The organism is Ottowia massiliensis, from assembly GCF_900240305.1.
Classification (GTDB): domain Bacteria; phylum Pseudomonadota; class Gammaproteobacteria; order Burkholderiales; family Burkholderiaceae_C; genus Ottowia; species Ottowia massiliensis.
Window position 1 is genome coordinate 438926 of sequence record NZ_LT964854.1, and the last position, 23103, is coordinate 462028.

Genomic DNA, 23103 nt, shown 5'->3' on the forward strand with positions numbered 1-23103 from the left:
GCCCTGATTGCGCGAAGGTAATGGCAACCCCCATTTCTATAATCATTTTTCATTTTTGACTTGAAGGATTTCACCGCATGTTTGACGTTCTTATCCGTGAAGTGGCTGTGCGCTTTAACCTGGGCGACAAGGCCCTGCCCTTGCTGCAAATGCTGCTGGCATGCATGACTCGGCAGGACACGGGCGGTCTGCCCGGCTTTCTTGAAAAGCTCAAGGCAGCCGGACTTGGCCCCGCCGTGCAATCCTGGCTGGGCGGCGGCCCCAGCGCCAAGGCTGTGACAGCCAGCCAGATTGAAAACGCCTTGGGCAGCGCGGGCGGCCTGCTGGAGCAGCTGACCGGGCGGCTGGACGCGCCGCGCGACGACGTTGCAGGCGCCTTGGGCTATTTGCTGCCCTACATCGTCGGCAAGTTCACGCCCGGCGGCAGCTTGCCCGGCTCGCTGCCCGCTGAAATCGCCAGCGTGGCCAGCGCCGGACAAGCCCTGCTGTCCGCCCCTTTGCCCAGCAGTGGCGGCGGCATGAAGTGGCTGTGGCCTGCCGTGGCCGTGGTCGCCGCCGGCCTGCTGGGCCTGAGCTACTGCCGCCAGGGCGGCGACGGTGTGCCTGCGCCAGCGTCAGCGCCCGTGGCCGCCCCGCAGCCTGCGCCCGCAAGCCCGGTTCAACCTGTGGAAACCGCTCCCGCGCCTCAAAAAACCCAGCCGGAAACGCCCGCCGAAACACCCGCCCAAACGCCCGTCCGGGAAATGCCAGCGCAAGAGCCGAGCAGCGAAGAAAAACCAGCCGCACCGCCCATGCCGGAAATGCCTGCGGCCGCCGCAGAAACACCACCCGCAGAAACGCTGCCTGCTGTTGAAACGGTTGAACCGCCCGCAGAAGAAAAACCAGCGGTGGAAAAACAGCCTGCGGCCTGACGCTTTTTCCACATTTTGCTGCCTGCCAGCCCATGCGCGTTTGCCATGTGCTGGCATTTTTTTTGGCCTTTTGTGTATGGCCTGGTTTGTTTTTAAGTGAAAGATCTTCGCATTGTGTGAAATAGTGCAGCCTTGCCGTGACATGGGCAAAAAGAAACGGACGCCTTGCCGGGCGTCCGTTGGCGTGCAAGAGCCTGAAATCGGTTTTCAGGCGGCGTTTTCAGCCAGCAGGTTTTGCAGCTCGCCAGACTCGAACATCTCCATCATGATATCGGAGCCGCCAATGAATTCGCCTTTCACATAAAGCTGCGGAATGGTGGGCCACTGGCTGTAATCCTTGATGCCCTGGCGGATTTCTTCGTCGGCCAGCACATTCACCGTTACCAGTTTGTGCAGATCCATACCGGCGGCCTTGAGCACCTGAATGGCGCGGCCAGAAAAACCGCACATGGGAAAGTTGGCATCGCCTTTCATGAACAGGACGATGGGATGGCCTTTGACAATGGCATCAATGCGCTGTTGCGTGTCGCTCACGGAAGAACTCCTCTGATTTGTGAAAACGTGGGGAAAAGAAAGAAGGGAAAACGCTGAAGGCGCGGATTATTCCACCGCCCTTCATTCGCCATCGCCCACATACGAAAAAGGCCTGCACGGATGGCAGGCCTTTGCTGGGTTTGTGACGCCGCGCCAAGCGGGCCGCAAGGGCGTATCAGGCAATGAGATAAGCGCTGCGGTCCTTGCCTTCAATCCACTTCGGCGGTTTGCCACGGCCCGTCCACGTAGCGCCCGTGGCGGGATCGCGGTATTTGGGCGGCACTTTGGAACCAGCGGCGCGAGAAGAGCGGCGGCCGCTGGAAGGGAAAATATCCTGCTGTGTCAAACCATATTCCTGAATGACGGCATGAACTTTGGCCAATGCTTCAGACAGCTCGCTTTGGCGGGCCTGTTCAATTTGGGCATTCAGTTGTTCGCGCTGTTGCAGCAGGTCTTTGAGAGATGACATGAAATCTCCTTGAGTGAGTTAGAAACTGGAGACTTGAATATACCATCATTTTTCAGCCGCTGCTTTTTGACTGAATGGCCTGCGGCATTAAGGGGCGCGCCATCACTTTATCAATGCGCCGCCCTTGCAGCGAAAGCACCTCAAATTCCCAGTCCGCCGCCTGGATTTTGTCTCCGGCGCGTGGCAAATCTCCCGCCTCGGCCAGCAGCAAGCCTGCCACAGTGTTGTAGCGGCCTTTGGCTTCGTGGGGCAATTCCTTAATGCCCAGGCGCGCCTTCATTTCATTGACGGGCATCAAACCCTCCAGAATCCATGCGCCATTGGCAGCGGGCGTGGCCCATGCGTCCATATCAGTATCGGGCTTGAGTTCGCCCGTGATGGCTTCCAGCAAATCACGCGGCGTCATCATGCCTTGCACCACGCCATATTCATCAACCACCAGCAGCAGCCGTCCGGATTTGGCGCGCAATTGCTCCAGCATTTCCAGCCCGCTCAGGGTTTCAGGCACGAATGCGGCATTTTCACAATGCTGTGCCAGCGCGCCTTCGGCATTTGGACCCAATTCAAGCAGGCGGGCCACGCTGATGATGCCGATTACGTCATCCAGCCCGCCATCGCACACGGGATACCACGAATGCGATTGTTTTTCACCACGAGTAGCCACATATTGCAGCGCCTGCGCCACGGTGTTTGCGCCGTCCAGCCAGTCAATATCGCTGCGCGGCACCATCAGTGACGTCAAAGGCCGGTCATCCAGGTGAAACACGTTGCGCACCATCTGGTGTTCGTGCGCCTCAATCAGGCCCGCGTCCACGCCCTCTTCCAGACTGGCGGATATTTCTTCGGCCGTGACGGCGCGTTCACTGCGGTTGTCAATGCGCAGCAGTTTCAGCACGCCCTGGGTAGACAGGGAAAGCAGCGCCACGAAGGGCCGCGTGAAAGCCGCCAGCGCCCGCATGGGCGGCGACACCCAGCGCGCCACGGTTTCAGGGTAGAGCTGGCCGATGCGCTTGGGCGCCAGCTCACCAAAAATGATGGTGACGAAAGTGATGGCGGCCACCACCAGCACCGTGGCTGCAATGCCCGCCGCCCTCTCGCTCAGGCCCAGCCCGCCCAGCCAGCTGGCAACCGGGGCGCTGAAGGCCGACTCGCCCACAATGCCGTTGAGCACGCCAATGGACGTAATGCCCACCTGCACGGTAGAAAGAAACTGCGTGGGGTCTTCCATAAGCCGCAGCGCCACGCCAGCGCCTGCGTCTCCCCCCTCGGCCATCGCCTCCAGCCGCGCCTTGCGGCTGGACGCCAGCGCCATTTCCGACATGGCGAACACGCCATTGAGCACGATCAACAAACAAATCAGCAGCAGTTCCATGCATCCAGGGCGCTTTGGCAAAGGCGCGCCCGCATCACAATCACAAGCATGTCACTCTACTTCATCGGCGACGTGCAAGGCTGCGACGGCGCCCTGCAGCGCCTGCTGGACGCCATTGCCTTTTCTTCCAGCCGCGACCGCCTCGTGCTCCTGGGCGATCTGGTCAATCGCGGCCCCCAGTCCGCCAGCGTGCTGCGTCGCCTCATGGGCTATGGCGACGCCGCCTGCTGCCTGCTGGGCAACCATGACTTGCACCTGCTGGCCGTGGTCTGCGGCGTGCGCAAGCCGCACCGCAGCGACACACTGGGCGAACTGCTGGCCTCGCCTGACGCCCCAGCCTTGCTCGAATGGCTGCGCCATCGCCCCCTGGCCGTGCGCGAAGCGGGCGTGCTGTGCGTGCACGCTGGCGTGCTGCCTGCCTGGACGGCACAAGACACCCTGCGTCTGGCCGCCGAAGTGCAAAGCGTGCTGCGCGGCCCCGCCTGGCCCGGCTTTTTGCGCCAGATGTACGGCAACCAGCCCGACGCATGGAACGAAAGCCTGCAAGGCGCAGACCGCCTGCGCGTCATCACCAACGCCCTCACCCGCCTGCGCTACTGCACCGCACAAGGACAAATGGAATTCGCCACCAAGGAAGGCACGGCGAGCGCCCCCGCTGGCCTGATGCCGTGGTTTGATGTGCCCGGCCGCCGCACGGCGGGCGACGTCATCGCTTTCGGCCACTGGTCCACCCTGGGCTGGCGCGAACGCCCCGACATCCTCCCGCTGGACACCGGCTGCGTCTGGGGCGGTTCCCTAAGCGCCCTGCGCCTGGGACCAAACGCAAGCGACCGCGAGCTGATCCAGATCGCATGCGAGCAGGCCCAAAAACCCGGCAACTGAAAAACAGCCCACTTCAGCCCGGTCTTTGCTCCTCGCGGCCAGATTGCGGCCAGAGTGCAAACAGGCTTTCTCTTCTGGCCTGCTTTCCGCCAGATGAAACCACGGCGCGCAAACCAGGCCGGGCATACGAGGCCGCTATGGGCAAAACAGGGCCTTTAGGCGGTTTATGCCGGTCAGAATTTATCAAAACAGGAGCAAATTAAAGGGGCCTTAAATACAGATCAGCGCCCGTTTTACTAGGACCTCATGCTATTGATAAAAGAGCTAAATAAGCCGGTCTCTGACATGGCCCGGCGCCTTTTGGGCCAGGCTTTCAGCCGCGCGCCCAGTCTTTGGCGCGGGCGACGGCTTCGCGCCAGCGGGCCAGGCGCTGGCGGCGCAGGCTTTCGGGCCATTGCGGCTCGAAGCGGCGGGCGGCGCTTTGGCTGGCGGCCAGGGCCTGCTCGTCAAAGCGGAAACCGGCGGCCAGGCCCGCCAGGCGGGCCGCGCCCAGGGCGGTGATTTCGGCGGCATGCGGGCGCACGACGGGCACGCCCAGCGCGTCGGCCTGCATTTGCATGAGCAGGTTGTTGCGGCTGGCGCCGCCGTCCACGCGCAGCTCTTGCAGGGGCAGGCCGGCGTCTTCGCTCATGGCGGCGAACACGTCGGCCGATTGCAGGGCGATGGCTTCGAGCGCGGCGCGGGCGATGTGGGCGCGGGTGGTGCCGCGCGTCATGCCGATGAGCGCGCCGCGCGCGCGGCCGTCCCAGTCGGGCGCGCCCAGGCCGGCGAAGGCGGGCACGAGAAAGACGTCGCCCGTGTCGGGCACGCTGGCGGCCAGCTCTTCCACTTCGGCGGCGGTGCGGATGATTTGCAGGCCGTCGCGCAGCCATTGCACGGTGGCGCCGGCCATGAAGACGCTGCCTTCCAGGCAGTAGGCGGCGCGGGGCTGCCCCGCTGGATGGTTGGCCGTATCGGGCGCGAGCCAGCCGACGGTGCCCAGCAGGTTGTTGCGGCTGGCGGCGGGCTGGCCGCCGGTATTCATGAGCATGAAGCAGCCGGTGCCGTAGGTGTTTTTGGCCATGCCGGGGGCCAGGCATCCGTGGCCGAAGGTGGCGGCCTGCTGGTCGCCCGCGATGCCAGCAATGCGGATGGGCGCGCCCAGCAGATCGGGCGCGGTGGCGCCGATTTCGCCGCTGGAGGGCACGATGCGCGGCAGCACGGCGCGCGGAATGCCAAAGAGCGCCAGCAGCTCATCGTCCCACTGGAGCGTGTGCAGGTTCATGAGCATGGTGCGGCTGGCGTTGCTGGCGTCCGTGACGTGCAGGCCGCCGCCTGCTGCACTGCCTTTCGCGCCGCCGCTGAGGTTCCACGCCAGCCATGAATCCACGGTGCCGAAGGCCAGCTCGCCCGCTTCGGCGCGGCGGCGCGCGCCGGGCACGTTGTCCAGCAGCCATTGCAGTTTGGTGGCGGAAAAGTAGGCGTCGGGCACCAGCCCGGTGCGGCTTTGGATGAGCTGGCGTTCGGCGGGCGACAGCGCTTCGCAGCGGGCGGTGGTGCGGCGGTCTTGCCAGACGATGGCCGGGGCCACGGGGCGGCCCGTTTCGCGGCTCCAGAGCACGGTGGTTTCGCGCTGGTTGGTGATGCCGATGGCCGCGATGTTGGGGGCGATGGCGGCCATGTCCGCGTCCGCCGAGCCGAGCTTTTGCACGCATTCGCGCGCCACGGCCAGTTGCGTTTGCCAGATTTCGTCGGCGTCGTGCTCCACTTGGCCGGGGCTGGGAAAATGCTGCGTGAATTCGCGCTGCGCCAGCGCGGCGATGCGGCCTTGCGCGTCAAACGCGATGGCGCGGCTGCTGGTGGTGCCCTGGTCCAGGGCTAGCAGGTAGGTCATGGGCTTGTCTCCTTGGGCGGGGGCGGCATTGTGCCCTTGCGGCAGCGGCAACGAATCCGGCCCGCGCCCCGCCTGGCCGCCTTGCTTTTCCCCTTTCAGAATTTCATGTCATTGCATACCGATCCCAATCCCTGCCTCGTCATTGGCGTGCTCGATGATGGCGCGGCCAGTCTGTCGGCCACGGCGCTGGCGCATGTGCGCACGGCCGATCTCGTCATTGGCGGCACGCGCGCGCTGGCGCTTTTGTCGCACGAGTTCAAGGCGGGCGCGGCGCAGCGCGATCTCACCGGGCAGCTGGCGCAAGTGCCCCGGTGGGCGCAGGCCGCGCGCCAGGCCAGCCAAAGCTGCGTGGTGCTGGCCACGGGCGATCCGCTGTGCCACGGCATTGCGCCGTATCTGGCGCGCCATTTGTGCGTGAACGCGCTGCGCGTGCTGCCCAATCTCTCCACCTTGCAAGTGGCTTGCGCGCGGCTGGGGCTGGCCTGGCAGGACGCGCGCATCGTCTCCGTTCACGGCAAAGACGCGGGCGAGTGGCAGCGCGGCAGCGCCCCCGGCCACGGCCTTTACGCGCTGGCGCAGGCCGTGCGCGCGCACGAGCGGCTTTTGGTGCTCACCAGCCCCGGCAACACGCCCGCGCGCATCGCCCGCATGCTGCTGGCCGAAGGGCTGGGCGATGACTTTCTGATGGCCGTGGCCGAAAACCTCTTGCAGCCGGGCGAGCGTGTGTACGCCGAGCTGGCCCCGCAAGAGGCGGCGGGCATGGATTTCGCGCCGCTGAACGTCGTCATCCTCTGGCGCAGCCGCCCCGCGCCGCAGCCCGTGCGCTTTGGCCTGCCCGACGCGGCTTACGCGCAGCGCCAGCCCGAAAAGGGCCTGATCACCAAGCTGGAAGCGCGCGCCTTGAGCCTGGCGCGCATGCAGCTGCGCGCCAACAGCGTGGTGTGGGACATTGGCGCGGCCACCGGCTCCGTGGGCCTGGAAGCGGCGCGCCTGTGCCCGCAAGGCCACGTGTGGGCCATTGAAAAAAACGAGGCCGATCACGCCATTGCCGCGCAAAACCACGCCGCCTTTGGCGTGAGCAACTACAGCCTGCATCGGGGCAAGGCGCCGCAAGGGCTTGAGAGCTGGCCTGACCCGGACGCCGTTTTCATAGGCGGCTCCGGCGGCGAGCTGCCCGGCCTCATCGCCCTGGCCCTGCGCCGCCTGCGCGCGGGCGGGCATCTGGTGATGAACTTCGTCACCTTTGAAAACCTCAATGCGGCCTGCGACGCGCTGAAGGCGCACGAAGCGCAAGGCATCGAGTGGGACGTGACCCAGCTGCAAGCCGCCCGCAGCCGCCCCATCCTGGACATGCACCGCCTGGCCGCCGAAAACCCGGTGTGGGTGGTGTGCGCGGGCAAGCCCACCAGCCAGGAACGCAGCGGGGTGTGACGCGGAATAATGGCTTATTTTCAGCTACCGATACGATAGCAATAGGTCCTAGTGGAAACTACGCGAAAGCCATTTTCTGCCGCCTTGAATTTGCTCCTTTTTCTGAACCCTTTCTCCGCCTTTCCAGCATGACCGCAGACGCTCCAAACCCTGACGCCGCGCACCCGGCGCCGGGCCGCCTCATCGGCGTGTCACTCGGCCCCGGTGATCCGGGGCTGATCACCCGTGCGGCCTGGGCGCAGTTGCAGCGCACGGACGCGGCCTGGGTGTATCCGGCCCGCAGCGCCAAAACGCCCAGCTACGCGCTGGGCATTCTTGAGCGCGCGCAGCTGGCGCCGCCGCCGGATGCCGCCACGCTGCTGTTTCCCATGACGCACGACGGCGAAAAGCTCGCCCGCGCCTGGCTGCGCGCCGCGCAAACCGTGCTGCCCTGGCTGCAAGCCGGGCGCGACGTGCTCTTTCTGGTGGAAGGCGACGCCAGCACCTACGCCACCTTTGGCCACCTGGCGCGCACCGTGCGCGGGCTGGATGCGCGCATTGCCGTGCAAACGCTGCCCGGCGTGAACGCCTTCACGGCCGCCTGCGCAGACGCGGGCGTGCCGCTGGCCGAGCAAGACGACACCGTGGCCATCGTCCCGGCCGCCTACGGCGTGGCCGCCGTGGACCGGCTGCTGCCGGAGTTCGACACGCTGGTGCTGATGAAAGTCAAGCCGCTGATGGACGAGCTGCTCGACTGGCTCCAGCAGCGCGGCTTGCTGGAGGCGGCCCATTTCATCGAGCGCGTAGGCGCGCCCGGCGAGCGGGCGCTGGCGGGCCGCGCCCTGCTGGCTTTGCGCGGGCAGACCGTGCATTACCTGTCGCTGCTGATCGTGAAAAACCCGCACCGCGTGCGCGGCGAGCGCATCAGGGGCTGCCTGAAGAAAAAAAGCCCGCCTGCGGCGGCCCCGCATCCATCCGCCTGAAGGCCGCCAGCCGTTTTCCGTTTTCCACTTCAAAAGGAGAAAAGCCATGTCTTTCCGTATGCGCCTGGCGCCCTGCGCGCTGATCGCAGCCCTGCTGGCTGCCAGCGCGCAGGCTGCGAACGTGGACGATCCATCCATGCAGGAAGTCATCCGCGCCGTGCTGGCCTCGGGCGGCAATTACGCTGTGGCGGAAGACACGCAAGAAGGCGGCGATTTGGCTGGCGCCATGCTGGCCGGGCAGGAGCAAAGAGCCAGCCCGCAAGCCCGCCCCGCCGATGTCAGCCTGCCCTATGGCGTGCGCCTGTTCCGTCTGGCGAAAAAAGACGATGCCGAAGGCACGCCCGCCTTCATCTACACCGCCCGCAGCAGCCGCAGCTTGCGCGTGTGGGTGGGCACGGACGGCGGCTTTGTCCCCGCCATCACCGTCAATAGCCTGGGCACGCAAATTTCGCCCGCGAGCAACGAATACGAAGTGGCGTTTGAAGCCGTGGCCGGGCGCGTTTACACCATCCGCCTGAACGAGCCGCCGGCCAGCGAGGGGCTTGACAGCATTGCCATCCGCAAGTGAGCGCCCACGGAGCGGACCCGGCGGACTCAGAGCAGGCTGAACAGATACACGCCCAGCAGCACGAAAACGATGGACAGGGCGCAGCCGAGCTTGGCCGCCGTGCCGATGATGAAACCGGCAAAAGCGCCCAGCCCCACCCGGCCCGCCGCCAGCAGCTCGCGGCGCGCCAGGTATTCGCCCGCCGCCGCGCCCGCCAGCGGCCCCAGCACCAGGCCGGGCAGGCCGAAAAACAGGCCCGCGAAACTGCCCGCCGCCGCGCCCCAGAGGGCCTGCCGGCTTGCGCCCGTGCATTTCGCGCCCAGCAGGCTGGCCACGTAATCCATGAGCGAGCCTGTGGCCGCCAGCGCGCCCACCGTGATGAGGCTGCCCGCGCCAAACGTCTGGTAGCCGTCGCTCCAGGCCAGCAGCCAGGCCCCGGCGAACATCAGCGGCAGGCCGGGCAGCGCGGGCAGCAAGGCGCCCGCCAGCCCAATCAGGATGACGAGCACGGCGGCCAGGGGCAAAAGAAGTGAAGCAGTCATGAGGGCGCAGGCGGAACAAGCGGGCGGAATTGTCTTCAGCTTCGCAGCTTCAGGCCCGGCCGCAAAGGGCGCAAAAAGCAGGCCGGATGGGCACGGCGCAGGCACTGGCATGCAGCCATTTCGCTCCTTTAACCATAGCATGAGGTCTTAGTGCAGATTGCGCGATGCGGCATTTTGGCCCTATTGAATTTGCTCCTGATTTTGATGCGCCCTGGCAGGCCCTGCGCCCGCTTGCGCGGCCAGCGCGCTCACGGAAAGGCCGCCTGCGCCTGATCCAGCGCCTGCCAGCCGCTGCGCATGGCCCCTTCCAGCGTGGCGGGGTAAGGGCCTTGCACGTAGTCGCCGCAGGCGGCCAGGCCGGGGGCGATGGCAGCAGCTGGGCGCGGCAGGGCGGGCGTGCAGGCGAAAGTGGCGCGCTTTTCGCTCACGCTGCGCAGCACGTTCACGGCCAGGCCCAGCTGGCTTTGCGCCTGGGCGGCCACGGCGGCGCAAAGGGCCTGCCGCTCCTGGCCCGCGCTGTTGCTGATGACGAAGGCCAGCAGCCCCGTGATGTTTGGTTCTGAGCTTGGTTCTGCGTTTGGTTCTGCGGCTTGTTGCGCCTTGCCTTCCGCGCCGCGCAGGCGCATGGCGTCCAGGGCAAAAGCGAACTGGGCGGGCGCGGCCGGGCCGCTGCGCAGCGCCAGCATGGGGCGGGCAAAGGCGGCCGCAATGGCTTCAGGCGCCGCCTGCGCATAAACGGTGGTGATGGCCGTGTGCCGCAGCGCGGCGGCGCAGGCGCGCCAGGCTTGCAGGCGGGGCGCGTGGGGCCAGGCGGGCGGCGTGATGGCTTCACCCGCCAGTTGCGCCGCGTGCGGGGCGGCGGTGGCGAGGATGACGGCGTCAAACAGCGCGCTGCACGCCTCATCGCCCGCCTGCCAATGCACGCGCCAGCCGGCGTTTTCGGCTTGCAGGCCCTGCACGCGCTGGCCCATGTGCAGGCGCGCGCCGCGCTCATGCAGCCAGCGCAGCGCCGGTTGGGGCCACAAATCGCCCAAAGGCACGCGCGGCAACAGCAGGTTGGAGCCGCCGCGCACGCCAAAAAGCGCATCGCGCAGCACGCGCAAAAAAACCGCGCCGCTGGCCTCATGCATGGCCGTGTTCAGGGCCGAGACGCAAAGCGGCTCGATGAAATCGCGCAGCAGCTGCTGCGGCAGGCCACGGCACAAATCGGCCACGCTCGCCTGCGGGCCGCAGGCAAAGCCGCCGCACTGCCAGGCCAGCGCCCGGCGCAGCAGCGCCAGCCGCGCGCGCCAGGGCCAGCCGCGCGCGCGGGCAATGCCCCAGGCGGCGTCCAGCGGCGCGGGCAGCCAGCGGGCGGCGGGCAGCGCCAGCCCCGTGCCATCGGGGTAGGCCAGCGCCAGCGGCAGGCGCAGCAGCAGGCGCTGCGGCTCGGCGCCCACCAGCTGCATCAGCCGCAGCGTTTCGCTGTAAGCGCCTATGAGGATGTGCTGGCCGTTGTCTGCCATGACTTCGCGGCCATCGGGCAGCGGCAGGGGCACGGCGCGCGCGCGCCCGCCGCCGCTGCGGCTGGCCTCAAACACGCTCACCGCCAGGCCGCCCTGCGCCGCCCGCACCGCCGCCGCCAGCCCGGCCCAGCCCGCGCCAACGATGGCAACGCGCCGCAGCGGGCGCATGGAGGAAGAAGCGGAGGGCATGGCAGTCACGGTCACAGGCGGCAGGCGGCAAGCGGCGGATGCTACGGGAACGGGGCCGCCCGCCCATGCCCGGCCTTCCGCCACAATCCGGCGCTTTTGCATCACAAGGAATCAAGCCCATGAACTTGCTCGAACGCCTGCCGTATGAATGGCGGCTGGGCTGGCGCTACACGCGGGCCGGGCGGGCTTCGCGGCGCAACGGCTTCATCTCGTTCATCTCGGCGGCTTCGATGCTGGGCATTGCGCTGGGCGTGGCGGCGCTCATCATCGTGCTGTCGGTGATGAACGGCTTTCAGAAAGACGTGCTGGGGCGCATGCTGAGCGTGATTCCGCACATTGAAATCTTCACGCCCGACGGCCAGGCGCTGCCCGATCCGGCGCTGACGCTGGCCGAGGTGCGGCAAAACCCGCAAGTGGCCGGCGCAGCCCCCTTCATTGGCGAGCAGGGGCTGCTGGCGCGCGGCGACGCGATGAAAGGCGCGGCCATCCGCGGCATCGACCCCGCCGAAGAAACGCAGGTGACGGAAGTGGCCGCGAAGCTGAAGGCCGATGGCGTGCTGGCGCGGCTGGAGCCGGGGCAGTTCCGCATCATCCTGGGGCGCGATCTGGCGCGCGCGCTGGGCGTGGCCGAGGGCGACGCGCTGACGCTGCTGGCCCCCGGCGGACAAGTCACGCCCGTGGGCGTGGCCCCGCGCATGAAGCAAATGACGGTGGCGGGCACCTTCAGCTCCGGCCACTATGAATACGACTCGACGCTGGCGCTGATTCACCTGGACGACGCGCGCCGCATCTTCCGCCAGGAAGGGCCGACCGGCGTGCGCGTGCGCCTGCACGACATGCGCCAGGCCCCGCAAGTGACGCAGGAGCTGGCCGGCACGCTCACGGGCCGCCTCTTGCTGCTGGACTGGCCGCGCCAGAACCGCACCTGGTACGCCGCCGTGCAAATCGAAAAACGCATGATGGCCATCATCCTCACCCTCATCGTGGCCGTGGCCGCCTTCAACCTGGTGAGCACGCTGGTCATGACCGTGCAGGACAAACGCGCCGACATCGCCATCTTGCGCACGCTGGGCGCCAGCCCGCGCAGCATCATGGGCATCTTCATCGTGCAAGGGGCGGTGGCGGGCGTGATCGGCACCCTGGCCGGGCTGGCGCTGGGGCTGGCGGTGGCCTTCAACATCGACGTCATCGTGCCCGCGCTGGAAAAGATGCTGAACACCAGCTTTCTGCCCAAAGACATCTACCTGATCTCGCAAATGCCCAGCGATCCGCAGGCGGGCGACATCATCCCCATCAGCATCGTCTCGCTGCTGCTGGCCTTTGCCGCCACGCTCTACCCCAGCTGGCGCGCCAGCCGCGTCAATCCGGCGGAGGCCCTGCGCTATGAATGAGCAACAAGCCGTCTTGCAGGCCAGCGGCCTGACCAAGCGCTTTGCCGAAGGGCAAATCGACGTTGCCGTGCTGCACGGCATAGACCTGACCGTGCGCGCGGGCCAGACGCTGGCCATCGTCGGCCAGTCAGGCTCCGGCAAAAGCACCCTTTTGCACCTGCTCGGCGGGCTGGACGCGCCCAGCAGCGGCAGCGTGCGCCTGATGGGGCAGGACTTCGCCGCCCTCACGCCCGCCCGGCAGGGCCTGCTGCGCAACCGGCACCTGGGCTTTGTCTACCAGTTCCACCACTTGCTGCCCGAATTCAGCGCGCTGGAAAACGTGGCCATGCCCCTGACCATGCGCCGCCTGCCCGCCAGCGCCGCCAACGGGCAGGCCGCGCAAATGCTCGCGCGCGTGGGCCTGGCCGAACGCCTGCACCACCGCCCCGCCGAACTCTCGGGCGGCGAGCGCCAGCGCGTGGCCATCGCCCGCGCCCTGGTCACCCAGCCCGCCTGCGTGCTGGCCGACGAACCCACAGGCAACCTCGACCGCGCCACGGCCGATGCCGTCTTCGCCCTCATGTTCGACCTGGCGGCCCAGCAAGGCACGGCCTTCGTGCTCGTCACGCACGACCAGCAACTGGCCGCGCGCTGCTCACGCCGCCTCACGCTCACGCACGGAAGGCTGACGGAAGGCTGAAGGCGCGGCCCCGGCATCCCGCCCGGACATTTCACGCCAGCGCTCCGCGCAGGTATTCCGCCCTTTATTTCGCTCCTCTATTCATAGCATGAGGTCCTAGAACAGATTGTGGCACACGGCATTTTCGCCCCTCTGGATTCGCTCCTCTTTTTGAGGCTATTGACGCCGCCCGGCCAAGCACTTTGCTGAAATGAGCAAAAGAGAGGGCCACGGTTTTGAGGCGCTGCCCAAGCGCTGGGTTGTGGAGAGGACTTTTGCCTGGTTGAGTCAATCTCGCAGGCGCTCCAAAGACGACGAAGTCACTGCCCTCTTCAGCCGAAGCATTCGCGAAGATCGCCTGCATTCGGCGCGGTCAGGCTCCTGAAATAACTTTTGGGGCAGCCTCTTCAGGGCTTTTCGTACTGCACGAAGATTTCGTTGGGCTTGACCATGCTCAGATCGTGGCGCGCCTTTTCTTCCACGGTATCCAGGCCGTCGCGCAGGTCGGCCACTTCGGAAGCGAGCTGGTCAATTTGCAGCTGGGCCTGCGCGTTGGCGGCTTTTTGCTCGCGCAGGCGTTGGCGCAGTTCGGCCACTTCAGGCAGGCTGCCACGGCCGGTTTGCAGTTGCACGTGCAGCGCAGCGAGCAGCAGCAGAAGAATGGCGACGACGATGCGTTGGGTCATGGCAGGCCTGGCAGGGCGCGTTCAGCAAGGGCGGGGGCGGAGAAGGGCGGATGCTATCGTTTCTGGAACGCCGCCGCGCCTTCTTCCGGCCCGTGCGGCGGCGCGTCAGCGCAGGTTGTAGAAGGCGTCGCGGCCCGGGTACACCGCCGTTTCGCCCAGGTCTTCTTCGATGCGCAGCAGCTGGTTGTATTTGGCCATGCGGTCAGAGCGCGAGAGCGAGCCGGTTTTGATTTGCCCGGCGTTGGCGCCCACGGCAATGTCGGCAATGGTGCTGTCTTCCGTTTCGCCGCTGCGGTGGCTGATGACGGCGGTGTAGCCCGCGCGCTTGGCCATTTCAATGGCCTGGAAGGTTTCGGTCAGCGTGCCGATCTGGTTGATTTTGATGAGGATGGAGTTGGCAATGCCGCGCTCGATGCCTTCTTTCAGAATCTTCGTGTTGGTCACGAACAGGTCGTCGCCCACCAGCTGCACTTTTTTGCCCAGCCGTTCGGTGAGCAGTTTCCAGCCGTCCCAGTCGCCTTCGGCCATGCCGTCTTCGATGCTGATGATGGGGTATTTGTCGGCCCAGGCGGCCAGCATGTCGGCCCAGGCGCTGGCGGTGAGCTGAAGGCCGCCTTCGCCGGCCAGCACGTATTGGCCGTCTTTGTAGAACTCGCTGGCGGCGCAGTCCAGGCCCAGCACGATGTCTTGCCCGGCCGTGTAGCCCGCCTGGTCGATGGCTTGCAAGATGAGTTCAATGGCCGCTTCGTGGCTGGGCACGTTGGGGGCAAAGCCGCCTTCGTCGCCCACGGCGGTGGGCATGCCTTTGTCGTTGATGATTTTCTTGAGCGCGTGAAACACTTCCGCGCCCTGGCGCAGCGCCTCGCGGAAAGACGGCGCGCCCACGGGGATGATCATGAATTCCTGCAAGTCCAGGCTGTTGTTGGCGTGCGCGCCGCCGTTGATGACATTCATCATGGGCACCGGCAGCTGGCAGCCGTTCATGCCGCTAAAGTAGCGGTACAGCGGCAGGCCGCTTTCTTCGGCGGCGGCGCGCGCCACGGCCATGCTCACGGCCAGCGTGGCATTGGCGCCCAGGCGGTTTTTGTTGTCGGTGCCGTCCAGCTCGATCAGGGTTTTGTCCAGAAAGGCTTGCTCGCTGGCGTCCAGCCCCATCACGGCTTCGGTGATTTCGGTGTTCACGTGCTCCACGGCGCGCAGCACGCCTTTGCCGCCGTAGCGTTTTTTGTCGCCGTCGCGCAGCTCGATGGCTTCGCGGCTGCCGGTGGATGCGCCGCTGGGCACGGCGGCGCGCCCCATCACGCCGCTTTCCAGCAGCACGTCGCATTCAACGGTGGGGTTGCCCCGGCTGTCCAGAATTTCGCGGCCCACGATATCGACGATGGCGCTCATGAGGTTTCTCCTTTTCGCAAATGGTTGGGAATGAATGTGGAAGGATTGCTCCTGAAACGGGAGCGGATGAAAGGGTCTGAAAACGGCTTCAGCGCCCATTGGACGGGCGCTGCAACTATTGAAACAGGAGCAAAAAAACAGGGGCGACAAACGGGCGGGCTGCCCGCCTTATCTCTACAGGCCCTCGACGCAGATCATGTTGAACACGCCCGCGCCTTCACGCGCCTGGCGCGCCTTGCGGTATTCGGCGCTGTCGTAAAAGGCGCGCGCCGCCGCGTAGCTGGGAAAGCGGATGATCACCGTGCGCTCGTGCGCTGCGCCTTCCAGCACCTGCTGCTGGCCGCCGCGCGCGATGAATTCGCCGCCATGCGCGGCCACGGCTTCAGTGCTCCAGCGCCGGTATTCGGCCATTTGCTCGGGACGGGTGGTGTGAACGTTGGCGATGATGTAGCCAAAGGGCATGGGAAAAGATCTCCTTGAGTCAGACAGGGGGGGCGGACGCTCAGGCCGAAAAGCTGTTTTCCAGAAAGCCGTTTTTCTTGGTCACGGCGTCCAGCGCCATCAAGGTTTCCAGCAGCGCCCGCATGTGCTTGAGCGGCACGGCGTTGGGGCCGTCAGAAAGAGCGTTTTGCGGATCGGGGTGGGTTTCCATGAAAACGCCAGCCACGCCTACGGCCACGGCCGCGCGCGCCAGCACGGGCACCATCTCGCGCTGGCCGCCGCTGCTGGCGCCCAGGCCGCCGGGCAGCTGCACGCTGTGCGTGGCGTCAAACACCACGGGCGCGCCCGTCTCGCGCATGATGGCCAGGCTGCGCATGTCGGAAACGAGGTTGTTGTAGCCAAAGCAGGCGCCGCGCTCGCAGGCCATGAAGCGGTCTTCGGGCAGGCCCGCCTCGCGCGCGGCGGCGCGGGCTTTGCCGATGACGTTTTTCATGTCGTGCGGGGCCAGAAACTGGCCCTTTTTGATGTTCACCGGCTTGCCGCTTTGCGCCACGGCGCGGATGAAATCGGTCTGGCGGCACAAAAAGGCCGGGGTTTGCAGCACATCGACCACGGCGGCGGCGGCGGGGATTTCGGCTTCGGTGTGCACGTCGGTCAGCACGGGCACGCCCACCTCTTTTTTGACTTTGGCCAGGATGTGCAGCCCCTTTTCCATGCCGGGGCCGCGAAAACTGCTGCCGCTGGAGCGGTTGGCTTTGTCGTAGCTGCTTTTGAAGATGAAGGGGATGCCCAGCGCCGAAGTGATTTCCTTGAGCTGCCCGGCCACGTCGATTTGCAATTGTTCGGATTCGACCACGCAGGGGCCGGCGATGAGAAACAGGGGCCGGTCAAGGCCGATGGGAAAGCCGCAGAGGTTCATGGCGAAAGTGTCTGGAATCAAAGAAGTGCGAAATGCGCGACTGGGGCGCGACTGGGGCGCGACTGGGGCGCGACTGGGGCGAACGGGCGATTTTCGGCAATCTCCCGGCCGGGCCAGGCCAGCGATGCAGCGTCAGCCGAAAAAAGCGGCCAGCGCGGGCGCAAGGAGAGCGGGCGCGTCGCGCTGGGCATCGTGCCCGGCAAAAGGCGCATTGAGCAAGGCGCTGCCAGCGATGTGCTGCTGCAAGGCGGCCAGCTCTTGCAGGCTGCACAGCTCGTCTGCGTCGCCCCGTATCAGCAAGGTGGGCGCAGTGATGGCGCGCACGGCTTCGCCGGGGTAGTTGCCGGGCTGCGCGTTGGTCCACAAGGTTTTGACGGCTTGCAGCAGGCTGGCGAAATCAGGCTGCGGATTGCAAGCCTGGTAGTCAGGCAAGGCGTTGGGGAACAGGCCCGCCCAGTCGTCTTGCGTCAGCCCTTGCAGCATGGGCAGCGCGGGGTCATCCGCCGCCAGCCGCCATTGCGCGCCGATGGCGGCCAGTTGCAGCACTTGGAACGGGCCGTTTTCAGCCGCTAGCCGGTAACCCGCAATGCCGCCGTCGCTAAAGCCCAGCACGCGCGCCGCAGCAATGCCCAATTGCCGCATGACGGCGATCACATCTGACTGATACAGGGCATACGTGAGCGCCTGGCCGCCCAGCGTGGAGCGGCCATGCCCGCGAAAGTCCATGCCAATGAGGCGCAAGCGCTGCGCCAGCGCGGGCAGCACGGGGTTGAGATCGCGCATGTCACCCAGGCCGCCATGCAGGCAGAGCAAAGGCGGGCCATCTGGCTGGCCTGCCTCTTCCACGTAGATCTGCGCGTCGCCCACGGGCAGAACGCGCCCGCAGGCGTGATTAAAAGCGGTGCGGATGGAGGGCATGGCCGTGCCTTTCAAGCGGTGAAGGAAGACGGAAAAAACGGAGGCAGACGCGCGGGAAGCCGGCGGCGTGCGGCGGGCATTGTGCGCTTGTGCTCTTGAACAACGGGCGCATTCGGGGGCTTCTGGCCACTGCCAGCGCCTTCGCTGGCGCCGACGCATCGCTGAAGCGGCGCTTGCAGCGGCTTGTTCAGACGGGCCGCCGATGGGCCGGTTCCACACGGGCCAGATACATCAAAAACAAGAGCAAATATAAAGGGGGCTAAATGACTTTCAGCGCAGTTTCGACTAGGACATCATGCTATCGAATCAAGAGCTAATAAAGGCCATCAAACCTACTGGGCTACGCTGCGGCGTCCCTGCGCCCCGTGGCGTTAGGGCCTGTTGGAAAGCCCTTGAAACTACGCGCTGACTGCCATCAAGCCCTGCACATCACGCCCGCCGCCTCCAGCAGCTGCGCCGTCTCGAACAGCGGCAGGCCCATGATGCCGCTGTAGCTGCCGCTGATGTGCTCGATGAACGCCGCCGCCCGCCCCTGCACGCCGTAAGCGCCGGCCTTGCCGCGCGGCTCGCCGCTGGCCACATAAGCGGCAATGCGGCTGGCGCTCAAACAAGCCAGGCGCACTTGCGAGCGGCTCAAGGCCGCCAGCGGCTGCCCCGCCAGCGGCCACAGGCGGATGGCCGTGAGCACTTCATGCGTGCGGCCCGACAGACGCGCCAGCATGCGGGCGGCCTCGTCATCGTCTGCGGGCTTGCCCAGGATGCCGCCGTCCAGCGCCACCGTGGTGTCGGCGCAAAGCACGGGCGCAGGCGGCAGGCCGCGCGCTTGCAGGCGCTGCACAGCCGCTTGCAGCTTCAGCCCCGTCACGCGCTGCACGTAGCGATCGGGCGGCTCGCCGGGCAGCACGGCTTCCAGCGCTTCGGCATCTTCGCCCGCTTCGGGCAGCAGCAATTCGTGATGCACGCCGATTTGCTCCAGCAACTGGCGGCGGCGCGGACTTTGTGAGGCCAGGTAAATCATGACGGGCAGGCTACTGCATTGGCGTTGGCTGTATTCACGTTCGCTGCATCCACGCGCTCACTCGCGGTGATAGGGATGCCCCGCATTCACCGACCAGGCGCGGTAAAGCTGCTCGATCAGCAGCACGCGCGCCAGGGCGTGCGGCAGCGTCAAGTCCGACAGGCGCAGGCGCTCGTGGGCGGCCTCGCGCAGCGCGGCATCCAGCCCGTCCGGCCCGCCAATGAGCAAGGCCACGCTGGCATTCATGCCCTGCGCCTGCTGCCAGTGCTTCAGGCGCGCGGCCAGCGCCTGTGTACGCAGCGCCTGGCCGCGCTCGTCCAGCGCCACAAGGTGCGCGCCCTTGGGCAGCGCCGCCTCAATGCGCACGCGCTCGGCAGCCATGAGTTGCGCCGCCGTTTTGCCGCCCGCGCGCGGCTCGGCCTTGATGGCTTTGAGCTGCACTTTCAGCTCTGGCGGAAAGCGCTTGGCGTAGTCGTCCCACGCCGCTTGCGCCCAGGCCGGCATGCGCTGGCCGACGGCGATGATGGTGAGTTTCATGTGGCAAAAGAGGCGGCAAAAGCGGCAAGAAAAATGATTTTGCAGGCGGCCAGATGCGAGAGGCCGTATTCAGCCGCCGTGCAGCCCGCCCAATGGGCTTTTCCGCACTGCTGGCGACCTGCACGCCTGTCTGCATTCATCGAAAACAGGAGCAAATTCAAGAGGTCTGAAATACCGTTTCTCGCAGATTTCACCAAGATCTCATGCTATGGTTTAAAGAGCAAAAAATCTTTGCGTATTCAACCCCGTTGCTCACTGGCCGCGTCTTGCATCTTGCTTTGCGTTTTTTGCTATCCGCCTGCCACCCCCGCCTCTTGCGGTTCGGGGCATGTGGTTTTCAGCGGCCTGCCTTGGCGGCGGCAAGGGCTTGGCGCTGGCGTTCGCGCCGGGGCAGCATGCCCCATTGCTGCCAGCGCGCGCGGCTGAGGCTGAAGCGTTCTGCTTGTTGGCCGTTGTACGGCGCCAGGCCCACGCGCTCAAAGCCCAATACGCGCAGGCAGTGCGCGGCCGACCGGTTGCGTGGCGAGCAGTGGCCAAAGACCTGCTCCCGCTTCAAGGTTTGAAAGGCCTGGTTCAGCAGCCATTCGCCGCCGTCGAGCGCCAGCGCCGCGCCCCATGCGTCAGGGCTGAGGCGCGCGCCTATTTCCAGGGCATCTGGCGCATCCATGAGGTGCACCAGACTGAACCAGCCGCAAAACTGCCAGGTGGGCGCTTCAACCAGGGCCAGCAAGGTTTCATGAATTTCGCCCTCGGCATAGGCTTGGCGGGCCTGCGCGACGCTTTCGGCATCGGGCGCGATGGCGCGCTCTGCACGCCAGATGCCAGTGCCTTCATACTGCCGGTAAAAGCGCTGCATGCCGTCGATGAAGCGCTGTGCGGCATTTGTGGTGTCCAGCGGTAAATCATCCATCAGCAACTCACGCACGCGAGGGTTCTGGTGCATGTGCGCAAGGTCAGCGGCATCTTGCCAGGTGAATTCGCTGATTCTCAGGCGCGCGCTGACTTGAAGGTTCTGAATGGGGCAGGACGGCAAATTCATCATGAAGCAGCGGCAAATGACGGAGGCGTAAAGGCCGGCGCGTGTTTTGTTTGCCGTCCCCCGGGCCACGTGTTTATTTCAGAAGCGCGTTCAAAATAGTCTGAATGCCGGTGCGCAGACGCGCAAGGCACAAGCGCCTGGCTGGGCAACCGCGCGATGCGCCTCTGCGCCTTTGTTTCGGCCTGCCTGCGGGTGGCTTAGGGATGGTTTTTGACGAAGAGGCAATCCAGAAACCGGGCTTGCATCTGGCTGGTGGTTTCGCCGCTGGCGGGTGGCACGGTCAGCGTGCGGGCCAGCTGAGGGCTTTCGCCATGAAAACCGTACACCTCAGCGGCTTGGCTGGCACCGCCGCTGGTTTGCGACGCTGGCGCGGGCCAGCCGCCAGCCACCGGCGAAAAACCGGCAGCTGGCAAAAAGGAGGAAGCGAGAGGGTTCATGACGCGGCCAAAAGCAGTTTGCAAAAAATCGTGACGCCAATGCTATTCGGTTGCAGACTTTTGCGCCACTAGGATCGTTCCCAGGGGGGTATTACCTATTCAGGGCTGAACAGGGTTGGATGGATGCGCTTTTTCAGCCCCTTGAGGTCCGGTGGCCGCGCCCAGCATTCTTCGGATGCTCTGGACGCCCATCGTCCGCAAGTTTCGGCATAGGCTGCGCGTGCTGGATTTACTGTTACTCTTTTTTTGGAAGCTCTTCGAAGCCCATAGCCGCCTGCCATGCCTCACCTGATCATTGCCGATGCTCACCGCGCCAGCATCTTGCCCCTGCCTGTGGACGATAGCGCGCCCCTGCCCAGCGGTGCGCGCTTGCCGCCCCTGGCGCGCCCCTGGGCCGCCCGCCTGCCACGGCTGGCCGCGTTGCTGCGCCGCATGCAGGTGCAGGCCCGCTATCTGCTGGCCGATGACGCCCCGCTTACGCCGCTGGAGCTGGCGCAAGCCTTGGCCTACGGTCTGCCCCATGCCGCAGATGACCCCGCCTGCATTCCTTGGGCCGCTTTTGAAACGGGCGCTGTTGGCGTGCCTTGCGCCTGGTTCACCCCTTGCCAATGGCTGCTCGGCATGGACCATGCTCTGCTGGCCGACCCTGCCGCCTTGGCGCTGCCGTCCGAACAAGCCCACGCCCTGCGCGAGGCCGTAGCCCCCCTGTTGGCTGAAGCGGGCATGACCTTGCTGGCTGACCCAACGCCGCAACCGCCATACCTGCGATGGCTGGCCCAAGGAGAACCGCTGCGCCGCCTGCCCACCTGCACGCTGGCGCGCGCGCGTCAACAACGACTCACCCCCAGCCTGCTGCCGCGCCTGCCCGCTGCACTCATGCGCCTGCAAAGCGAAATCCAGATGCTGCTGCAAACGCACCCCATCAACACTGCCCGCGAAGCAGCGGGCCAGCCCCCTGTCAATGCTCTGTGGATCAGCGGAGCAGGCGTGATCGATGCTCCTTGGGCCGCCCATGCTGATGTGCAAACCTTTACCCTCTTGCGAGACCTGCCTTCATATGCTGCCGGCCCTGACGTAGCAGCCTGCTGGCAAGCGGCAGACGCTGCCTGCGCTCCGTTGCTTCAGCAGCCCGGCGCACGCCTGACTCTTTGCACTGCCAACGCCTGTCTCACGCTAACCCCTGCTCCACGCCACTGGCTGCTTCGCCTGCTGGGGCGCTGAGGTCACCAGCTGCCGCTCCCTGTCTGTAAACAGATTCACAGGCACTGCTGCGGATCGTGCGCGCCGATGGCCTTTGGCGCAAACACGGTTTATGCACTGTGGCAAGGAGAAGGCGGTTTCTCGGCGTTTGCTGGCAGCTGCTCCCTGATAAATAGCAATAGGCCGCCAGGCGTTTTTTGCGGCATAGATGCAACATAGAGCGCGACTACACTTTTTACTTGCCGCAGCCGCCGATGCGGCTGGCTTGCCGCGTTTTTCTTGATTGCAAGGACCCTGCGCATGAGCATGACATTTGCCTCTGCCGCCTCATCTGCTGAATCGTCTGAACCTGCAGATCCGGTGCGCACACTGTATTTGCTAGATGACAACGACCAGTTCCGCGCCACGGCCAAGTGGTGGCTAAGCGGTGCAGGTTATCAGGTGGAAGACTTTTGCGACGCACGCCAAGCCATAGAAGCACTGAAACAACTGGATGGCGCAGCCATTGCACAGGCTTGCCTGCTGCTGGATGTGCGCATGCCAGTCATGAGCGGATTGCAAGTGCATGACGAATTGATTGCTCTGGGCATTACTGGCGCGGGCGCCACTCCGGCGCTGCCCGTGGTGTACATGACGGGCCACGGAGATGTGCCCCTGGCCGTGAAAGCCATGGAAAAAGGCGCCATCACCTTTCTGGAAAAACCCTTTGAGGGCGCCGCGCTGGAAGAAGCCCTCAAGCGCGCTTTTCAAAGCCACCGTGCGCCGTCTGATAGCCCTGCCGCCCCTCCTTGTGCCGAATACGCCAGCCGTTTGTCCAGCCTGAGTCCGCGTGAAGCGCAAATCATGCAGGAAGTGGTCAAAGGCAAGATCAGCAAGGTCATCGCGCGCGAGCTGGACATCAGCACCAAAACCGTGGAAATGCACCGCAGCCGCGTCATGCTGAAAATGAAAGCCAAATCCGTTGTGCACCTGACCCACATGGCTTTGGCCCAGCGGGTGTTGTAGTTCTCCCCAGCCAGAAGGACATCAGAAAGCAAATCTGCTCCAGCATGCGCTGCAAACAAGGGGCGCTGGTCATCAGGCAGCAAGAGGCATAGGGGTTTCCTTTTATGTTGCGCTCATGACATAGGGATCGTTCCCAGCTGGGAACGATCCCTATGGCGCAAGCCGCGCGAACCCGGTTTAATACACCCAACAGGCAACGCGAGCAAAGCGATGCTTGGTTACCAGGAAGGTCAGGCGCCAAAACG

The 23103-nt window shown here is 65.5% G+C and carries 25 protein-coding genes and 1 pseudogene; 10 read left to right on the plus strand and 16 right to left on the minus strand.

Annotation, left to right across the window (positions count from 1 at the left end):
• Positions 1-77: 77 nt before the first annotated feature.
• On the plus strand, positions 78-911 hold the full coding sequence (locus C1720_RS01885; protein ID WP_102283046.1) for a YidB family protein: 834 nt from the start codon (positions 78-80) through the stop codon (positions 909-911).
• 207 nt (positions 912-1118) lie between these two features.
• On the opposite strand, the gene grxD is transcribed toward C1720_RS01885, so the two are convergent.
• From grxD to C1720_RS01900, 3 genes are all read right to left on the minus strand, one after another.
• Positions 1119-1445, minus strand: a complete 327-nt coding sequence (gene grxD, locus C1720_RS01890; protein WP_050715796.1) for a Grx4 family monothiol glutaredoxin — start codon at positions 1443-1445, stop codon at positions 1119-1121.
• Positions 1446-1620: 175 nt separating this feature from the next.
• Positions 1621-1914 carry an H-NS histone family protein gene (locus C1720_RS01895; protein WP_050715795.1) on the minus strand — a complete coding sequence of 98 codons (294 nt, stop codon included), beginning with the start codon at positions 1912-1914 and terminating at the stop codon, positions 1621-1623.
• 52 nt (positions 1915-1966) lie between these two features.
• Complete coding sequence (locus C1720_RS01900) at positions 1967-3286, minus strand: hemolysin family protein (RefSeq protein WP_050715794.1); 1320 nt, start codon at positions 3284-3286, stop codon at positions 1967-1969.
• Positions 3287-3334: 48 nt separating this feature from the next.
• Here C1720_RS01900 and C1720_RS01905 point away from each other — a divergent pair, with 48 nt between their 5' ends.
• Positions 3335-4168 (plus strand): symmetrical bis(5'-nucleosyl)-tetraphosphatase, encoded by an 834-nt coding sequence (locus tag C1720_RS01905; protein ID WP_102283047.1) that lies wholly within the window; start codon positions 3335-3337, stop codon positions 4166-4168.
• Between the two features lie 313 nt (positions 4169-4481).
• Here C1720_RS01905 and glpK read toward each other — a convergent pair whose 3' ends face one another.
• The gene (gene glpK / locus C1720_RS01910; RefSeq protein ID WP_102284443.1) at positions 4482-6041 is read right to left on the minus strand and encodes a glycerol kinase GlpK; all 1560 of its coding nucleotides are present in this window, start codon (positions 6039-6041) and stop codon (positions 4482-4484) included.
• A gap of 105 nt (positions 6042-6146) precedes the next feature.
• Here glpK and cbiE point away from each other — a divergent pair, with 105 nt between their 5' ends.
• From cbiE to C1720_RS01925, 3 genes are all read left to right on the plus strand, one after another.
• The gene (cbiE, locus tag C1720_RS01915; RefSeq protein ID WP_102284444.1) at positions 6147-7472 is read left to right on the plus strand and encodes a precorrin-6y C5,15-methyltransferase (decarboxylating) subunit CbiE; all 1326 of its coding nucleotides are present in this window, start codon (positions 6147-6149) and stop codon (positions 7470-7472) included.
• Positions 7473-7600: 128 nt separating this feature from the next.
• Positions 7601-8434, plus strand: coding sequence for a precorrin-2 C(20)-methyltransferase (gene cobI / locus C1720_RS01920; RefSeq protein WP_102283048.1), 834 nt, complete (start codon positions 7601-7603; stop codon positions 8432-8434).
• A gap of 46 nt (positions 8435-8480) precedes the next feature.
• Complete coding sequence (locus C1720_RS01925) at positions 8481-9002, plus strand: hypothetical protein (RefSeq protein ID WP_146006816.1); 522 nt, start codon at positions 8481-8483, stop codon at positions 9000-9002.
• A gap of 26 nt (positions 9003-9028) precedes the next feature.
• Here C1720_RS01925 and C1720_RS01930 read toward each other — a convergent pair whose 3' ends face one another.
• Both C1720_RS01930 and hpnE read right to left on the minus strand, forming a co-directional pair.
• Positions 9029-9523 carry a DUF456 domain-containing protein gene (locus C1720_RS01930; protein WP_102283050.1) on the minus strand — a complete coding sequence of 165 codons (495 nt, stop codon included), beginning with the start codon at positions 9521-9523 and terminating at the stop codon, positions 9029-9031.
• A 248-nt stretch (positions 9524-9771) separates the two neighbouring features.
• Positions 9772-11217, minus strand: a complete 1446-nt coding sequence (gene hpnE / locus C1720_RS01935) for a hydroxysqualene dehydroxylase HpnE (protein ID WP_233199749.1) — start codon at positions 11215-11217, stop codon at positions 9772-9774.
• A gap of 119 nt (positions 11218-11336) precedes the next feature.
• On the opposite strand from hpnE, the gene C1720_RS01940 reads away from it, so the two are divergent.
• From C1720_RS01940 to C1720_RS14125, 3 genes and pseudogenes are all read left to right on the plus strand, one after another.
• Complete coding sequence (locus tag C1720_RS01940) at positions 11337-12608, plus strand: lipoprotein-releasing ABC transporter permease subunit (protein WP_102283051.1); 1272 nt, start codon at positions 11337-11339, stop codon at positions 12606-12608.
• Positions 12601-13287: a lipoprotein-releasing ABC transporter ATP-binding protein LolD gene (gene lolD, locus C1720_RS01945; protein ID WP_102283052.1), complete on the plus strand. Its 687-nt coding sequence runs from the start codon at positions 12601-12603 to the stop codon at positions 13285-13287. The genes C1720_RS01940 and lolD overlap by 8 nt, the downstream gene beginning before the upstream one ends.
• 205 nt (positions 13288-13492) lie before the next feature.
• Positions 13493-13585 (plus strand): annotated as a pseudogene (locus C1720_RS14125) (IS5/IS1182 family transposase); the annotation flags it as partial.
• 88 nt (positions 13586-13673) lie between these two features.
• On the opposite strand, the gene C1720_RS01955 reads toward C1720_RS14125, so the two are convergent.
• The 10 genes from C1720_RS01955 to C1720_RS01995 form a co-directional block, all read right to left on the minus strand.
• Positions 13674-13952: an FtsB family cell division protein gene (locus tag C1720_RS01955; protein ID WP_102283053.1), complete on the minus strand. Its 279-nt coding sequence runs from the start codon at positions 13950-13952 to the stop codon at positions 13674-13676.
• A gap of 105 nt (positions 13953-14057) precedes the next feature.
• A complete protein-coding gene (gene eno, locus C1720_RS01960; RefSeq protein ID WP_102283054.1) occupies positions 14058-15344 on the minus strand; it encodes a phosphopyruvate hydratase in 1287 nt (428 codons plus the stop codon).
• Positions 15345-15518: 174 nt separating this feature from the next.
• Positions 15519-15806, minus strand: a complete 288-nt coding sequence (locus C1720_RS01965; RefSeq protein WP_102283055.1) for a DUF1330 domain-containing protein — start codon at positions 15804-15806, stop codon at positions 15519-15521.
• A 40-nt stretch (positions 15807-15846) separates the two neighbouring features.
• Entirely contained in the window at positions 15847-16704 is an 858-nt protein-coding gene (kdsA, locus tag C1720_RS01970; RefSeq protein ID WP_050716558.1) for a 3-deoxy-8-phosphooctulonate synthase, read from the minus strand.
• 132 nt (positions 16705-16836) lie between these two features.
• Positions 16837-17622, minus strand: a complete 786-nt coding sequence (locus C1720_RS01975; RefSeq protein ID WP_102284446.1) for an alpha/beta fold hydrolase — start codon at positions 17620-17622, stop codon at positions 16837-16839.
• A gap of 415 nt (positions 17623-18037) precedes the next feature.
• On the minus strand, positions 18038-18649 hold the full coding sequence (locus tag C1720_RS01980; RefSeq protein ID WP_102283056.1) for a Maf family protein: 612 nt from the start codon (positions 18647-18649) through the stop codon (positions 18038-18040).
• A 48-nt stretch (positions 18650-18697) separates the two neighbouring features.
• On the minus strand, positions 18698-19177 hold the full coding sequence (gene rlmH, locus C1720_RS01985) for a 23S rRNA (pseudouridine(1915)-N(3))-methyltransferase RlmH (protein ID WP_050715783.1): 480 nt from the start codon (positions 19175-19177) through the stop codon (positions 18698-18700).
• On the minus strand, positions 19174-19374 hold the full coding sequence (locus C1720_RS12705) for a hypothetical protein (protein WP_146006817.1): 201 nt from the start codon (positions 19372-19374) through the stop codon (positions 19174-19176). The genes rlmH and C1720_RS12705 overlap by 4 nt, the downstream gene beginning before the upstream one ends.
• 140 nt (positions 19375-19514) lie before the next feature.
• Positions 19515-20219, minus strand: a complete 705-nt coding sequence (locus C1720_RS01990; RefSeq protein ID WP_102283057.1) for a GNAT family N-acetyltransferase — start codon at positions 20217-20219, stop codon at positions 19515-19517.
• Between the two features lie 194 nt (positions 20220-20413).
• Positions 20414-20653: a hypothetical protein gene (locus C1720_RS01995; protein ID WP_050715781.1), complete on the minus strand. Its 240-nt coding sequence runs from the start codon at positions 20651-20653 to the stop codon at positions 20414-20416.
• Between the two features lie 279 nt (positions 20654-20932).
• Here C1720_RS01995 and C1720_RS02000 point away from each other — a divergent pair, with 279 nt between their 5' ends.
• Together C1720_RS02000 and C1720_RS02005 are read left to right on the plus strand one after the other, a co-directional pair.
• Positions 20933-21874 (plus strand): hypothetical protein, encoded by a 942-nt coding sequence (locus tag C1720_RS02000; RefSeq protein ID WP_102283059.1) that lies wholly within the window; start codon positions 20933-20935, stop codon positions 21872-21874.
• A 279-nt stretch (positions 21875-22153) separates the two neighbouring features.
• The gene (locus C1720_RS02005) at positions 22154-22858 is read left to right on the plus strand and encodes a response regulator transcription factor (RefSeq protein WP_199170933.1); all 705 of its coding nucleotides are present in this window, start codon (positions 22154-22156) and stop codon (positions 22856-22858) included.
• The last annotated feature ends 245 nt before the right edge of the window (positions 22859-23103 follow it).

What these genes read in the sequence shown, in the direction of transcription:
- C1720_RS01990 (WP_102283057.1), bottom strand. Translation starts at nt 20,219, where the DNA reads ATGATGAATTTGCCGTCCTGCCCCATTCAGAACCTTCAAGTCAGCGCG.
- C1720_RS01925 (WP_146006816.1), top strand. Translation starts at nt 8,481, where the DNA reads ATGTCTTTCCGTATGCGCCTGGCGCCCTGCGCGCTGATCGCAGCCCTG.
- C1720_RS02000 (WP_102283059.1), top strand. Translation starts at nt 20,933, where the DNA reads ATGCCTCACCTGATCATTGCCGATGCTCACCGCGCCAGCATCTTGCCC.
- C1720_RS02005 (WP_199170933.1), top strand. Translation starts at nt 22,154, where the DNA reads ATGAGCATGACATTTGCCTCTGCCGCCTCATCTGCTGAATCGTCTGAA.
- kdsA (WP_050716558.1), bottom strand. Translation starts at nt 16,704, where the DNA reads ATGAACCTCTGCGGCTTTCCCATCGGCCTTGACCGGCCCCTGTTTCTC.
- eno (WP_102283054.1), bottom strand. Translation starts at nt 15,344, where the DNA reads ATGAGCGCCATCGTCGATATCGTGGGCCGCGAAATTCTGGACAGCCGG.
- C1720_RS01885 (WP_102283046.1), top strand. Translation starts at nt 78, where the DNA reads ATGTTTGACGTTCTTATCCGTGAAGTGGCTGTGCGCTTTAACCTGGGC.
- C1720_RS01955 (WP_102283053.1), bottom strand. Translation starts at nt 13,952, where the DNA reads ATGACCCAACGCATCGTCGTCGCCATTCTTCTGCTGCTGCTCGCTGCG.
- cobI (WP_102283048.1), top strand. Translation starts at nt 7,601, where the DNA reads ATGACCGCAGACGCTCCAAACCCTGACGCCGCGCACCCGGCGCCGGGC.
- glpK (WP_102284443.1), bottom strand. Translation starts at nt 6,041, where the DNA reads ATGACCTACCTGCTAGCCCTGGACCAGGGCACCACCAGCAGCCGCGCC.
- C1720_RS01965 (WP_102283055.1), bottom strand. Translation starts at nt 15,806, where the DNA reads ATGCCCTTTGGCTACATCATCGCCAACGTTCACACCACCCGTCCCGAG.
- lolD (WP_102283052.1), top strand. Translation starts at nt 12,601, where the DNA reads ATGAATGAGCAACAAGCCGTCTTGCAGGCCAGCGGCCTGACCAAGCGC.
- C1720_RS01905 (WP_102283047.1), top strand. Translation starts at nt 3,335, where the DNA reads ATGTCACTCTACTTCATCGGCGACGTGCAAGGCTGCGACGGCGCCCTG.
- C1720_RS01995 (WP_050715781.1), bottom strand. Translation starts at nt 20,653, where the DNA reads ATGAACCCTCTCGCTTCCTCCTTTTTGCCAGCTGCCGGTTTTTCGCCG.
- cbiE (WP_102284444.1), top strand. Translation starts at nt 6,147, where the DNA reads ATGTCATTGCATACCGATCCCAATCCCTGCCTCGTCATTGGCGTGCTC.
- rlmH (WP_050715783.1), bottom strand. Translation starts at nt 19,177, where the DNA reads ATGAAACTCACCATCATCGCCGTCGGCCAGCGCATGCCGGCCTGGGCG.
- C1720_RS01975 (WP_102284446.1), bottom strand. Translation starts at nt 17,622, where the DNA reads ATGCCCTCCATCCGCACCGCTTTTAATCACGCCTGCGGGCGCGTTCTG.
- hpnE (WP_233199749.1), bottom strand. Translation starts at nt 11,217, where the DNA reads ATGCCCTCCGCTTCTTCCTCCATGCGCCCGCTGCGGCGCGTTGCCATC.
- C1720_RS01930 (WP_102283050.1), bottom strand. Translation starts at nt 9,523, where the DNA reads ATGACTGCTTCACTTCTTTTGCCCCTGGCCGCCGTGCTCGTCATCCTG.
- C1720_RS01900 (WP_050715794.1), bottom strand. Translation starts at nt 3,286, where the DNA reads ATGGAACTGCTGCTGATTTGTTTGTTGATCGTGCTCAATGGCGTGTTC.
- C1720_RS01895 (WP_050715795.1), bottom strand. Translation starts at nt 1,914, where the DNA reads ATGTCATCTCTCAAAGACCTGCTGCAACAGCGCGAACAACTGAATGCC.
- C1720_RS01940 (WP_102283051.1), top strand. Translation starts at nt 11,337, where the DNA reads ATGAACTTGCTCGAACGCCTGCCGTATGAATGGCGGCTGGGCTGGCGC.